Source organism: Streptomyces sp. NPDC058683 (assembly GCF_042716195.1).
Taxonomy (GTDB): domain Bacteria; phylum Actinomycetota; class Actinomycetes; order Streptomycetales; family Streptomycetaceae; genus Streptomyces.
The window spans coordinates 17,155-31,097 of sequence record NZ_JBHXSK010000009.1; the positions used below are offsets into that span (position 1 = coordinate 17,155).

Annotated in this window: 5 protein-coding genes; 1 reads left to right on the forward strand and 4 read right to left on the reverse strand. The window is 73.6% G+C overall.

Annotated elements, in window-relative coordinates:
• Window positions 1-38 precede the first annotated feature (38 nt).
• Complete coding sequence (locus tag ACFWXC_RS11495; protein WP_384476730.1) at window positions 39-1,244, reverse strand: cytochrome P450; 1,206 nt, start codon at window positions 1,242-1,244, stop codon at window positions 39-41.
• 117 nt (window positions 1,245-1,361) lie between these two features.
• Entirely contained in the window at window positions 1,362-9,083 is a 7,722-nt protein-coding gene (locus ACFWXC_RS11500) for an SDR family NAD(P)-dependent oxidoreductase (RefSeq protein WP_384476733.1), read from the reverse strand.
• Window positions 9,084-9,587: 504 nt separating this feature from the next.
• Here ACFWXC_RS11500 and ACFWXC_RS11505 point away from each other — a divergent pair.
• Window positions 9,588-10,739, forward strand: coding sequence for a glutathione-independent formaldehyde dehydrogenase (locus ACFWXC_RS11505; protein ID WP_384476736.1), 1,152 nt, complete (start codon window positions 9,588-9,590; stop codon window positions 10,737-10,739).
• Window positions 10,740-10,825: 86 nt separating this feature from the next.
• On the opposite strand, the gene ACFWXC_RS11510 is transcribed toward ACFWXC_RS11505, so the two are convergent.
• Both ACFWXC_RS11510 and ACFWXC_RS11515 read right to left on the reverse strand, forming a co-directional pair.
• Window positions 10,826-11,278: an acyl-CoA thioesterase gene (locus tag ACFWXC_RS11510; protein WP_384476739.1), complete on the reverse strand. Its 453-nt coding sequence runs from the start codon at window positions 11,276-11,278 to the stop codon at window positions 10,826-10,828.
• A 451-nt stretch (window positions 11,279-11,729) separates the two neighbouring features.
• Window positions 11,730-13,889: an MMPL family transporter gene (locus ACFWXC_RS11515; protein WP_384476742.1), complete on the reverse strand. Its 2,160-nt coding sequence runs from the start codon at window positions 13,887-13,889 to the stop codon at window positions 11,730-11,732.
• Between the last annotated feature and the right edge of the window lie 54 nt (window positions 13,890-13,943).

Here is a 13,943-nt window from a genome sequence, read left to right on the forward strand (position 1 = left end):
GCTGCCCGCAGGTGCGTCCTTTTTTCCGCCGGAACCGCTCAGTACCGCACGGGTAGTCCGAGCAGGCCGCGGGTGCGCATCGAGGGGCGCCAGCGCAGCTCGTCGGCGGGGGCGTCGAGTTCCAGGCCGGGGAGGCGTTCCAGCAGCGCGGCGAGAGCCACCTCGGTCTCCAGGCGGGCGAGCGGTGCGCCGAGGCAGTAGTGGATGCCGTGGCCGAGGGCCAGGTGCCCGGTCGCGTCGCGGCCGATGTCGAGCCGGTCGGGTTCGGGGAAGCGGCGCGGGTCGCGGTGGGCCGCCGCCAGGGACAGCAGCACGGTCTCGCCCGCCGGGACCGTGACCCCGCCGATGGTGACGTCCTCGCTGGGGAAACGGCGGATGGCGAGCGGGGCGGGGCCGTCGTAGCGGGCCAGTTCCTCGACGGCCGCGCCGATCCGGGCGGGATCGGCCCGCAGCGCGGCCAGTTGGGAGGGGTTGCGGAGCAGGGCGAGGGTGGCGTTGCCGATGAGGTGGACGGTGTTCTCGTATCCGGCGAACAGGATGAGGAAGGCGAGGGACATCAACTCGTCCTCGCTGAGCCGGTCTTCCTCGTCCCGTACGGCGATCATCGCGGAGAGCAGGTCGTCGGCGGGCTCGGCACGTTTGCCGGCGAGCAGCCTGGCGAAGAAGGCGAGCAGTGCCTTCACCGCCTCCTTCGTCCGCTCGGGCCGCGCGGGGTCGGGGATGACAAGCGCGTCGGTCCAGGACCGGAAGTCCAGCCGGTCCTCCTCGGCCACGCCCAGCAGCTCGCAGATCACGGCGATGGGCAACGGCGCGGCGTAACCGGCGATCAGGTCGGTACGGCCGAGCGGTTCGATGGCGTCGAGCAGCGCGTCGGCGGTCCGCCGGACGGGTTCACGCAGGAGGGCGATACGACGCGGGGTGAACGCCTGGGACACCAGGCGCCGGACGCGGGTGTGGTCCGGCGGGTCCATGTTCAGCAGGTTGGCGTCGAGCGCGGGCGGCAGGGCGAGCCCCCGGTAGCCCCCGGGTTTCGCGTGGGCCTTGTCGAGCGAGAGCCGGGGGTCGGCGAGGGCCTGCCGCACGTCCTCGTACCGCGTCACCAGCCAGGCCGGCAGCCCGTCGGTTCCGGCGACCCGGTGCACGGGTCCGGCCTCCCGGAGCCGGGCATACACGGCGTACGGGTCGGCGAGCAGCTCCGCGCGGTCAACGTCGGCCGGGGCAAGGGGTGTTGTACTGGCGTCCATGGCTCACACCCTAGACACCGGGGGGAGCCAGGACAGAAGGTCTCCCGCTCCGGCGGGAGCACACGGTGCCGAAGTCATCCGGGAGCTCTCCTCGTGGTGGTCCGTGGTCCCGAGCGGTCAGCGGGGCAGCCAGGCACGGATCGCCGCGGCCGTGCTGTCGGCGTCCTGGTGGAGTACCGAGTAGTGGTCGCCGGGGACGTCCACGCCGTCGTGCGGCAGCGGCCAGTACGGCCGCCAGTCCCCGTCGGGTGCGCTGCGCAGCATCTCGGCGGTGGGCCGCCCGCGCAGCAACAGGGCCGGGACCGGGGACGGCCGGGGCCGCCAGTCCTCCAGCACCCGCGCGTACGCGCCCCCAGCGAGCAGCAGGGAGTCGTCCAGCCCGTCGACGACATCGGTGCTGAGCGCGGCGCCCGCGGCCATCAGGGCCTGCCCGCGCGCGTCGTCGCGCCGCAGCACTCCGGCATGGGAGTCGATCAGGACCACCCCGGCCGGCGGCCGCCCCTCCCGCGCCAGCCGCCGGGCCACGGCATGGGCGATCGCCCCGCCCGCGCAGTAGCCGACGAGCACGGGTGCCCTCTGGACGGGCAGCGAGCGCACGGCGTCGGCATGCGCCCGCACCAGCGTGGCCACACTGTCCGGAACGGCCCGGCGGGTGCCGAACCCGGGATGCTCCAGGATGTACAGATCGCGCTCACCGTCGAACCGCCGCGCCAGCGTGGTGGGCAGCCGCAGGTGCGGAGCCATGTAGTCCGGCAGGTACACCAGCGGGGTGCCGTCGCCGTGGGCGAGCCGGAGTGGCGGCACCGAGTGGCGGGCGCGTTCCCCGTCCGAGAAGACCGGCAGGGCGTACGACGCGAAGAAGCGCAGACTCATCGCCTCCCGCGGCCCCTGTTCGCGCAGGACACGGTGGTAGAGAGGGCTGAACCGGTAGGGGGCGTGGGAGACCCGTGCCGGGGGCGCTGCCTCGGCCTCCCGGAGGTCGGCCACCCGCTCCTGCCCGGTTTCCGGGACCGCCTCCCCGTCGGCCAGAGCCGCGTGGACGTGTGCCGTCAGCTCGGGCAGCGTGGGGTGCTCCAGTACGACGGTCGGGGACAGCCGTACCCGCGTGAACGCGCTGAGCCGGTTGCGGACCCGCACCGCGGACAGCGAGTCGAAGCCGAGTTCCGTGAAGCCGCGGTCGACGGGGAGGGCGGAGGGGTGCGCGAAACCCAGCACCGTCGCGATCTCGGCGCGGATCAACTCCGCCAGCAGAGCCGGTCGTTCGGGTGCCGGTACGGCGGCCAGCCGCTCGCGCCAGGCACCGGGCGCCTGCCCCGCGCCTTCGGCGGGTGGCGCGACGGCGGCGGCCGGGCTGCGCGGCAGCAGGTCGGCGAGTACGGGCGCCGCGTCCGCGGCGGCGGCCCGCAGGTCCAGCGGTACCGGCACCAGCACCGGTTCCGGAGTCCGCAGCGCCGAGTCGAGGAGGGCCAGGCCTTCCGCCTCGCCGACCGGCAGGACACCGCCCTGGCGGAGGCGGTCGGGCGCGACCCGGCCCGCCATGCCCTGCTCGTCCTGCGTGGCCCACGGTCCCCAGGCCAGCGACCGCGCGGGCAGGCCGTGGGCCGTCCGGTGCCGGGCGAGCGCGTCCAGGAACCCGTTCGCGGCCGCGTAGGTGGACTGCCCCGGCCGGCCGAGGACGCCCGCGGCGGAGGAGTAGAGCACGAAGGCGGACAGGCCCAGGTCCTTCGTCGCCTCGTGCAGGTGCCAGGCGCCGGCCACCTTCGGTGCGAGCACGGCCGCGAGCCGCTCCGGCGTCATGGTGTCCACCACACCGTCGTCCACCACCCCGGCCAGGTGGAAGACCGCGGTGAGCGCCGGTCGGCAGGACGCGACCAGGGCGTCCACGGCGGCCCGGTCACTCACCTCGCAGGCCACCACCCGCACCTCGGCGGCCAGTTCGCCCGCCCAGTCCGGCACCTTTCCGCCGCGGTTGACCAGCAGCAGATGCCGGACCCCGCGCTCGGCAACCAGATACCGGGCCAGGCTCGCCCCCAGCGCGCCGGTGCCACCGGTGACGAGCACGGTCCCCTCCGGCCCCAGCGCGGCCGGCTCGGCGGCCGGCGGACCGGCGGGAGTCAGCCGGGGCGCCAGCGCGACACCGTCGCGCAGGGCCAGTTCCGGCTCGCCGGACCGCAGCGCCGCCGCCAGGACCGCCGCCGTGGCCGCGGCGCCCCGCCGGTCGACCAGGACGATCCGGCCGGGATGCTCGGACCGGGCGCTGCGCACGAGTCCGGCGACGGCCGCCTCGGCGAGGTCGGGATCGTCGCCGGTGGCGTTGTGGGTGAGCACCAGCAGACGGCCCGGCCGCACGTCGGCCGTCCAGTCCCGTACCCGCCCCAGCACGGCGGTGAGCAGCCCGCGCACCCGGTCGGGAACGGCGGCGTCCGGGGGCAGGGCGGCGGCCAGCCGGGCCACGTCCAGCACCTCGTGCTCCGTGCTCCCCGCACCGTCCGGCGACACCGGCCGCCAGCCGAGGCGGTAGGTCCGTGCGGACGGCTGTGTCGGGATCGCCCGGGTGACCACCGACTCCACGGCGGCGAGAGGCAGCCCGGTCCCGTCGGTGAGGGTGACCCGGAACTCGTCCGGGCCGAGCCGCCGTACGACCGCCCGCGCGGCGGAGGCACCGGGTGCGAACACCGTCACACCGGAGCAGGAGAGCGGCGCCTTCGGCTCACACGGGCCTTCTGCCAGCAGCGCGGCGTGCAGCGCCGCGTCGAACAGCGCCGGGTGCAGGGCGTACGAGCCCGCGGTAGCCGCCTCCCCGGGCGGCAGTGCCAGTTCGGCGAAGACCTCGTCGTCCCGGCGCCACAGCGCGGTCACCGCGCGGAAGGCGGCTCCGTAACCGTGCCCGTGGGCGGCGAGGCGCCCGTAGTCGACGGTGAGCCGCTCGGCACCCACCGGCGGCCACGGGCCGGGCGTGGCGGCGGGCGAAGCCCCGGCAGTAGCGGTCGTGGCGGGAGCGGTCGTGGCGGTGGCGTGTCGGGTCCACGGCCCCGCCGCCCCGGCCCGGCGCGCCCAGACGGTGACCGGGCGCCCGCCCAGGCCGTCCGTTTCCCCGGCCACCACCTGCACCTGCGCGCCATGCTCAGGAGACAGTACGAGCGGTTCGTGGAGGGACAGTTCGGCCAGCCGGGCGGGGCCGGGGGAGCCGCCCGCCCGCGCGGCGAGTTCGGCGAAGACCGTCGCGGGCACCACCACCCGGTCGCCGATCACATGATCGGCCAGCCAGGGATGACGGGCGAGCGACAGCACTGCCGTGTGCCGGACGCCGGGACCGTCGGCGTCGGGCAGCGGCTCTCCCAGCAGCGGGTGGCCGGAGCGGCCCGGATGCGGGGTGCCGTCGAGCCAGTAACGCTGCCGCTGGAAGGGGTAGGTGGGCAGCGGACGCCGACGGGCACCGGTGTCCGCGTACACCGGCCGCCAGTCCACCGGCACGCCGTGCACATGGAGCGCGGCGAGCGCCTCGACCGTCGTACCCGCGTCCCCGCAGGACACGAACACCGCACCGGTGTCCGGCCCGAGGCACTCCTCGGCCGCCACGACGAGGGAGGGGGCGGGACCGGCTTCGACGAAGGCCGTGCCGCCCGCCTCGGCCAGCCGGTTCACCGCGTCGGCGAACCGGACCGTCTCCCGTGCCTGCCGCACCCAGTGGTCGGCGGTGGCGAGCGCGTCCGACTCGGGACGACCGGTCAGCGTGGACACCACCGGCGTCGACGGCCGGTGGTAGGCGACCGACTCGGCGACCGCACGGTACTCGGCCAGCATCGGGTCCAGCAGCGGCGAGTGGAAGGCGTGGCTCACCCGCAGCCGGCGGTACGGCCGTCCGACGGCGGTCGCCAGCGCCGTCACCGCGTCCTCGGGCCCGGAGAGCACAACCGCCTCAGGACCGTTGACCGCGGCGACCGCGACGGCCCGGCCGGGCGTCCCGTCGAGGAGGCGCGTCACCTCGGCCAGGGGCGCGCGGACGGCGATCATCGCGCCGCCGGAAGGCAGGGCCGCCATCAGCCGGCCGCGCGCGGCGACCAGCCGTACCGCATCGGCGCGGGAGAACACCCCGGCCAGATGGGCGGCGGCCAGCTCGCCGATCGAATGCCCGGCCAGCAGGTCCGGGCGCACCCCGAAGGCGTCGAGCAGGGCGTGCAGGGCCACCGCGTAGGCGAAGAGCGCGGGCTGAGCGTAGTCGGTACGGTCGAGCAGGCCGGGGTCGTCGAGCACCTCCAGCAGGGGGCGGTCGAGCCACGGGGTGAACTCCTCGCACAGCCCCGTGAAGGCAGCGTCGAAGACCGGGAAGGCCGCCCGCAGTTCCCGGCCCATCCCGGGGCGTTGGGCTCCCTGGCCGGGGCACAGGAGCGCCACCTTCGGACGCGGGTGTGCGACGCCCCGCAGCAGGCCCGGACCGTCGACGCCGGCCGCCAGGTCGCGCAGACCCGCGCGCAGGCCCTCGGCATCCGCGGCCAGGACGGCGGCCCGGTGGGTCAGCGGCGCCCGGGTCGTGGCCAGCGAGTACGCGATGTCCAGGGCGCCGGCCCGGTCCTGTACGCCGGTCAGCGCGGTCGCCAGCGTGGCGGCGTGCGCGCGCAGCCCGGCCTCGTCGCCCCCGCCCACGAGCCAGGGGGTGACCGGCAGCCGTCGTGCGAGCACTCCGGCCGGCCCGGCCGAGGCCGTGGCGTCCTCCGCGGCCGGTTCCTCGATGATCACGTGGGCGTTGGTGCCGCCGATGCCGAAGGACGAGATCGCCGCGCGGCGCGGGCGCTCCCGGGGCGGCCACGGGCGGGCCCGGTCGAGCAGCCGTACCGCGCCCGCGGACCAGTCGACGTGCGGCGACGGCCGGTCCGCGTACAGCGAGGCGGGCAACTCGTCGTGGCGCATCGCCTCGATCACCTTGATCAGGCCCGCCACCCCCGCCGCGGCCTGGGTGTGTCCGAGGTTCGACTTCACCGACCCCAGCCACACCGGGTCGGACCGGTCGCGGTGCTGTCCGTAGACCGCCAGCAGCGCGCCCGCCTCGATGGGGTCGCCGAGCTCGGTTCCCGTGCCGTGGCCCTCGACCACGTCGACGTCGGCCGGCCGCAGCCCCGCGTCCGCCAGCGCCAGTCGGATCAGCTCCCGCTGGGCCTCGCCGTTGGGCGCCGTCAGTCCGTTCGACGCGCCGTCCGAGTTGACGGCGGAGCCGCGCAGCACGGCCAGCACCCGATGACCGTTGCGCCGGGCGTCCGACAGCCGCTCGAGCAGTACCAGACCGGCGCCCTCGGCCCAGGCGGTGCCGTCCGCGCCCGCCGCGAACGACCGGCAGCGGCCGTCCGGCGACAGCCCGCGCAGCCGGCTGAACGCGACGAACGGCTGCGGGTTCGACAGCACCGTCACCCCGCCGGCCAGCGCCAGCGAACACTCCCCGGCCCGTAGCGACCGGGCCGCCAGGTCCAGCGCGACCAGCGAGGACGAACAGGCCGTGTCCAGGGTCAGCGCCGGGCCGCGCAGCCCCAGGACGTACGAGATACGGCCGGACGCCACACTCGCCGACGAGCCGACCCCGAGGTGGGACTCCAGCTCGTGCGGCGGCAGCCCGGTGGCGTACCCGCCGGCATGCATCAGACCGACGAATACCCCGGTGTCGGTCCCGCGCAGCTCCGGCGCCGGGATGCCCGCGCGTTCGAAGGTCTCCCAGGCGACCTCCAGAAGCAGCCGCTGCTGGGGATCGGTGGCGAGCGCCTCACGGGGCGACATGCCGAAGAACAGCGGGTCGAAGTCCGCCACACCGTCCAGGAATCCGCCGCGGCGGGTGTACGTCGTCCCGAGCCGGTCGGGGTCGGGGTGGTGGAGCGACGCCAGGTCCCAGCCTCGGTCGGCGGGGAACTCGGCGGTGGCGTCGACCTTTTCGGCCAGTAGGCGCCAGAGGTCCTCCGGTGAGCTCACCCCGCCCGGGTAGCGGCAGCCGGCCGCCACGATCGCCACCGGCTCCGAGACCCGCCGGTGCGGACCCGGCGCGGGCGCGGACCCGGCCGTGCCGTGCAGCCGGGTGTCCAGGTAGGCGGCGACCGCGGCCGGGTTCGGGTGGTCCCAGACCAGCGTCGCCGGCAGCCGCAGCCCGGTGCGGGTGCCGAGCCGGTGCCACAGGGTCATGGCGTCCAGCGAGGTCAGCCCGAGGTCGGCGAACGCGGTGCCGGGCTCGGCGGCCGTCCCCCCGGTTCCCCGGATCGCCGCCGTCTCCGTGCACACCAGGTCGGTCAGGGCGGCCCGCCGCTCTCCCGGGGTCCGGCCGGCCAGTCCGGCGAGGCCGGGTTCGGCGGGGCGGGCGGCGAGTGCCTGGCGCAGCAGCGCCCGGCGCGGCTTGCCGGCGGAGGTGCGCGGCACGGCCGGGGTGAGCAGTACCTCTTCGGGCACCTTGGGCGCGGAGAGCACCGCGGCACAGGCGCGCAGCAGCGGTGCGGGGTCCAGGTCCGGCCGGTCCGGTACCACGAAGGCCACCGGAACCTCACCGAGCAGCGGATGGGCCCGCCCGACCACGGCCGCGTCCCGCACACCGGGCAGCTCGCACAACACGCGCTCCACCTCGGCCGGATCGACGTTCTCGCCGCCGCGCACGATACGGTCGTTCGCCCGCCCGGTGACGGTCAGACGGCCGTGCCCGTCGAGCCGGCCCAGGTCACCCGTGCGGTACCAGCCGTCGCGCAGAGCGGCGGCGGTCTCCTCGGGCCGGTTGTGGTAGCCGAGCATCAGGCCGGGGCCGCGCACCCAGATCTCCCCGTCCCCGTCCCCGCCGCCGGTCCCCGGCTCGGCGATCAGCACCTCCATGCCGGGCAGCGGCATTCCGCTGCTGCCCCGACCCCTCGGCCCCTCGGGCCCCTCCATGGCGATCTTTCCGCAGGTCTCCGTGGAGCCGTAGCCGTCCAGCAGCGGGGCGCCGAACCGTGCCTCGGCCTCCTCCCGCAGTTCCGGGTCGCTGGGTGCGCCGGCCGTGACGCACAGCCGTAGCGAGGGCACGGAACCCAGCCCGGCGTCCAGCAACTGCCGGTAGGTGAGGGGAACCCCGGCCAGGACGGTCGGGGCGTACTCCTCGACCAGCCGTACCAGCGCGGCCGGTTCGGGGGCCTCGGTGATCCGGGCACTCGCCCCGGCCATGGTGGTGCCCAGGACGCAGAGCGAGTGGGCGTAGGTGTGGGAGAGGGGCAGCGGCCACAGGACGCGGTCCCCGGCCGAGAGACCGAGCCGGGGGAGGTAGCAGGCGGCCGAGGACCAGAGTGCGGACCGCTGACTGGAGACCGCGGCCCGGCTGACGCCCGAGGTGCCCGAGGTGTAGAGCAGCCAGGCCGGCTCGTCCAGACCCAGGTCGTCAGGGGGAACGGACGACGACTCCGTGACCAGGGCTTCCCAGCCGGTGGCCCCGTCCGGCGGCGGGCCTTCGCCGGTGACCAGCAACCGGACCGGCCGGCCGGCGGTCAGCCGGGCGAGCCGGGGCAGGTTGCGCCGGTCGGTGACCAGCACGGCCGGATCGCAGTCGGCCAGCAACTGGGCGAGTTCGGCATCCGTGGCGCGCGCACTCAGCGGTGCCCCCACCGCGCCGGCCCGTACCGTGGCGAGCAGCCCCTCGACCAGCTCCACGCTGTTGTCCAGGCAGAACGCCACCCGTGCCGTACGGCCGACGCCGAGGCCGACCGCCAACCGGCCGGTCCTGCGCTCCAGTTCCGCCCAGCTCACCGCCCTCCGGTCGTCGGCGAAGGCGGTCTTCCCGCCCTGCCGCCGGGAGTTCTCGACGAGCAACTCCGCAACGGGACGTACGGCCGGTGTCTCCGCCACTGCCACGAATCTCCCCCTTGGACCAACACCCTTGCCATATGGACCTGTTGGCGAGCCTACGTCCCGGCATGGTGGTGGTGTCGAGGGCGACGCGCGGGGCGGCGTGGATCAACGGGCGAGCCGTCCGGCGGTGGCGGGGTGCAGCGGCCGAGCACCGGCGGCGCCGTCCTGCTCGCCGCGCCGCTGCCGGTCCAGGGCGGCGAGGGGCCGGTGCGAGGTGCTGTGGCGGCCCGGCCCGAAGGCCGCTGCGCGGCCCTGGCGACCGAGGCGGCGGAGCCGCTGCGGCGGTGTGGCGCGCGGTCAGGGACCGGCGGTCCGGGCCGGTGATCCGCTCCGGGGGTTGCAGCGCCTGCGGGACCGGCGTTTTCTTGAAGTATCCGATGGTGAAACACGAGCGCCTAGGGTTGCGGCATGGACCGGGGGCTCTGTCTCGACATGTTTCTCCTGGCCAGAGCCTCGGTCTGTGCGGTCCGTCGTCGCGTCCCGGCGTTCCACGCGGAGGTGAACCAGGTGAAAGCCGTTGTGTATGAGAAGCCCTTCAGTGTCGCGGTCAGGGACGTCGACGATCCGCGCATCCAGCACCCGAACGACGTGCTGGTACGCGTCACGTCGACCGCCATCTGCGGATCCGACCTGCACATGTACGAGGGCCGTACGGCCGCCGAGTCGGGCATCGTCTTCGGACACGAGAACCTCGGCATAGTCGAGGAGATCGGCACCGGTGTGACCTCGTTGTCCAAGGGCGACCGCGTGGTCATGCCGTTCAACGTCGCCTGCGGATTCTGCAAGAACTGCCTGGCCGGCAAGACCGGCTTCTGCCTCACGGTCAATCCGGGCTTCGCCGGCGGAGCCTACGGCTATGTGGCCATGGGCCCCTACGAGGGCGGACAGGCAGAGCTGCTACGGGTGCCGTTCGCCGACTTCAACTGCCTGAAGCTGCCGCCGGGCGAGGAGTTCGAGACCGATTTCGTGCTGCTCGCCGACATCTTCCCGACCGGCTACCACGGCTGTGAGCTGGCCCAGGTGACCCCCGGTGAGAGCGTCGCCGTCTTCGGAGCCGGCCCGGTCGGGCTGATGGCCGCGTACTCCGCGCTGCTGCGCGGCGCCGCCAAGGTGTTCTCGGTCGACCGGGTGCCCGAGCGGCTCGCCAAGGCCGAGCAGATCGGGGCGATACCGATCGACTTCTCCAAGGGTGACCCGGCGGAGCAGATCAAGGCACAGACCGGAGGTGAGGGCACCGACAAGGGCGTCGACGCGGTCGGCTACCAGGCCCAGTCGCCCGACGCCAGCCACGAGGAACCCGCCGTCGTCCTCAACACCCTCGTCGAGACGGTACGGCCGACCGGCATGCTAGGCATACCGGGCCTGTACGTCCCGTCCGACCCGGGCGGACCCGACGAGCACGCCAAGCACGGCCAGCTGCTTGTCTCCATCGGCAGGATGTTCGAAAAGGGCCAGCGGATGGGCACCGGCCAGTGCAACGTCAAGCAGTACAACCGGCAGCTGCGTGACCTGATCATCGCGGGGCGGGCCAAGCCCAGCTTCGTGGTCTCCCACGAACTGCCCCTGGAGGACGCACCGCGCGCGTACGAGAAGTTCGACCAGCGGATCGAGGGCTACACCAAGGTCGTCCTGCATCCCGGCCACGCTCTCGCGGCGTAGCACCGTCCTCACGGCGCGGCGGCCCGGCTCCGGTGGCCGGCCCGCCGCGTGCCGCGACGTCATCGCCCGGCGGCCCGTCCCGGCGGCTACGGCTGCCGGGACAGGCCCGTTCCGGCGTCCGCCGGGGCCGCGGCGAGGGCGGCGATCCACTCGGCGGGCCAGGGCGCGCTCACCCGCTCCTCCCCCTGCGGCACGTGGACGACCGTGTAGCGGCCGGACGCGGCGAGGCGGCGCGGTCGGCCGTCGGTCTCCTCGCCCCACACCTCGAACCGGAACGTCAGGGAGGACGTGCCGATGCGTTCCACGTCGAGGACCGTCGTCACCTCCTGCTGGAACCAGAGGGGGGAGGTGAAGTCGACCTCGTAGCGCACGCGGGGCGCCGTACCGAAATAGCCGACGAGACCACGCTCGCGTACCAGCGCCGCCTCGGCTGCCTCCACGAACCGCACCACCGCCGAGTTGTGGTAGTGCCCGGAGGCATCGGTGTCCGGCCACTCCACACGGCACCGGTGGACGGTGCGGGCCGCTTCAGGAGCCATGGGCCGGCCTTCCGAGGGGGAGGGGGAAGTGATATCTCGTATTTTTCACGACCGTCACTCAAAGTCAACACGTCGCCTCGCGGTCCGCGGGCGGTCTTGGGGTGCCCGAACCCCGGCATAGCGAAAGAGGCGACGTGAAACTTGCATCCCTCGGCGTCGACGGCGTGCTGCGGTCCGGCGTCGTGGACGAGCCCGAGTAGACGGTCATGGTGCTGCCGACGGAGAGCGGCACCGTCGACGACATCGTCCGCGGCGGCCCGGAGGCTCTCGAAAGCGGCCAGTACCGCGGCTCCCGGCGAGACCGTGCGAGGTGGTCGTGACCCGGGTCGGCGGGCTCGGGGAACTGCGCAACACCGTGCGCCGGACCCGCCTCACCTGAGCGGAGTTCCGGAACGGGCAAGGGGGCCTGCCGGACCACACGGCCCGGCAGACCCCCGCTGTCCCGTCGCCGCTAGCCGCGACGTCCCGCGGCCTGGTACTCGTCGTCCGCGGCGGGAGAGGCCCCGGCGTCCGCTTCCGGCTCCGCCCGGTCGGCGTGGCCCGGCCACCAGGCGGCGTGACCGATGAGCGCGGTGAGGCTCGGGGTGAAGAACATCGCCATGACGAACGCGGCGACCGCGATGCCGAAGGAGACCGCGAAGCCCATCTCCGTGAGCAGCGCGTTGCCCGCCAGCATCATCGTGGCGAAGGTCGCCGCCAGGATGAAGCCCGCCGCGGCCACCGTCGGCCCGGCGTGCCGCAGCGCCATCCCGGCCGCCTCGCGTGGCTCACGGCCCTCACGGGCCTCCTCGCGGAGCCGGGCGATCATGAGGATGTTGTAGTCCGTGCCGATGGCGACCACGAAGAGATACATGATCACCGGGAGCATGAACATCAGCCCGGGCTTGTTCTGCGCCTCCTGGAAGATCCAGACCGTGGCACCGAGCGTGGCACCGAAGCCCAGCCCCACCGAGGCGATCAGGTACCAGGGTGCGACCACACTGCGCAGCAGCAGCCCCAGGATCACCATGATCAGCAGGGCGGCGACGGGGAACACCGTCCGGTAGTCGTGGTTGACCGCGGAGTCGATGTCCTTGTAGATCGAGGACATGCCGCCCACGACGGCCTCGGTGCCGTCGGGAGCGTCGGCATGCGCGACGTCCCGCACCCGGCCCACCGCGTCGATCGCCTTGTCCGTGGACGCCTCGTACTTGAGCGTGACGGTGAAGTCCGCCGTGGTCCCGGCCTTGTTCACCTGGCTCATCCGGGCGTTCGCGACCCCGTCCACGGCCCCGAGCTTCGAGGCGTAGGCGTCGAACGCGGACTTGTCCAGCGGCTTGCCGTCGGTGCTGGAGAGGTAGACGTCGGTGGGCGCCGCGGCACCCGCCGAGTACGCCGTCTGCATCTCGTCCTGGACGACCATGGACTCCTTGGTCTTGGGCATCGAGCCCGACGCCAGGTCGAACGTGGCCTTGTAGCCGAGCGTGCCGAGCGACAGCACGATCAGGACCAGACCGGAGACCACCGCGGTCAGCGCCGGGCGGCGCTGCACACCACGGCCCAGCGCCGCGAAGCGCGCGTTGGCCGGCTCCTGCTGCCAGGACTTCGAGGGCCAGAACACCTTCGGCCCGATGAGCGAGACCACGGCCGGGATCAGGGTCAGCCCCGCGATCAGGGTGACCGAGACCGAGATGGCCAGCGCCGGGCCCATCTGCTTGAGGAAGCCCAGCGTGGACAGCACCAGCGCGAGGAAGGCGATGATGACCGCGCCGGCCGCCGAGGCGATGGCCTCGCCGACCCGGTCGACCGCGTTGATCATGGCCTGCTTGGGTTCGTCACCCGCGCGCAGGCGTTCGCGGTAACGGAACATCAGGAACAGGAAGTAGTCCGTGCCCACGCCGAAGAGCACGACGATCAGGATCGACGAGACGGAACTGTTGGCCTGCAGGCCGAACAGCTTGGTGGCGTACGCGATCAGACCGTTGGCGATCGCCGACACCACGCCGATCAGCAGGAGCGGCAGGAAGGCCAGGATCGGCGCCCGGAAGATGATCAGCAGGGTCACCAGGATGATCACGAAGGTGCCGATGCCGATCAGCGCCTCACCGCGCTTGGACGAGTCCTGCTGGTCCAGGGCCTGCGCGGCGGAGCCGCCGAGCTTGACCTCCAGGTCGGTGCCCTTGGCCAGTTGCTTGACGTCGTCGCGCAACACCTTGGCGGCGTCCGCCTGGACGGGCTGACCTGCCTTCTTGCTGTCCATCTGCACCAGGGTCAGGGTGTACCTGCCGTCCTTGGACGGCTGGCCGGGGACCACCTTCTGTACCTGATCTATGTGCTTGTCGCCCAGTTCGGTGGTGATCCGGGCGACGTCCTTCAGATCGGCGTCGCTGAGCTTGCCGCCGTCGGTGCGCTGGTACAGCGCGATCGCGGACGGCGTGAAGGCGCTGGGGAACGCCTTCTGCTGGAGATCGGCCGCTTTGATCGACTCGTAACTCTTGGGCAGGAAACTGCTTTCGTCGCTGTTCGAGGGCAGGCTCGGGGCGGTGGCGACGATCGCCACCGCCGCGATCAGCCATGCCACGATCGTCCAGACAGGATGCCGGACGACGGCAGTGCCAATACGTCGGAACATGCGGAAGGTCCTCCTGGTTAGGAAGATCACCGCAGCCCGGGGAGCGGACCCTGG

What these genes read in the sequence shown, in the direction of transcription:
- ACFWXC_RS11495 (WP_384476730.1), bottom strand. Translation starts at nt 1,244, where the DNA reads ATGGACGCCAGTACAACACCCCTTGCCCCGGCCGACGTTGACCGCGCG.
- ACFWXC_RS11510 (WP_384476739.1), bottom strand. Translation starts at nt 11,278, where the DNA reads ATGGCTCCTGAAGCGGCCCGCACCGTCCACCGGTGCCGTGTGGAGTGG.
- ACFWXC_RS11515 (WP_384476742.1), bottom strand. Translation starts at nt 13,889, where the DNA reads ATGTTCCGACGTATTGGCACTGCCGTCGTCCGGCATCCTGTCTGGACG.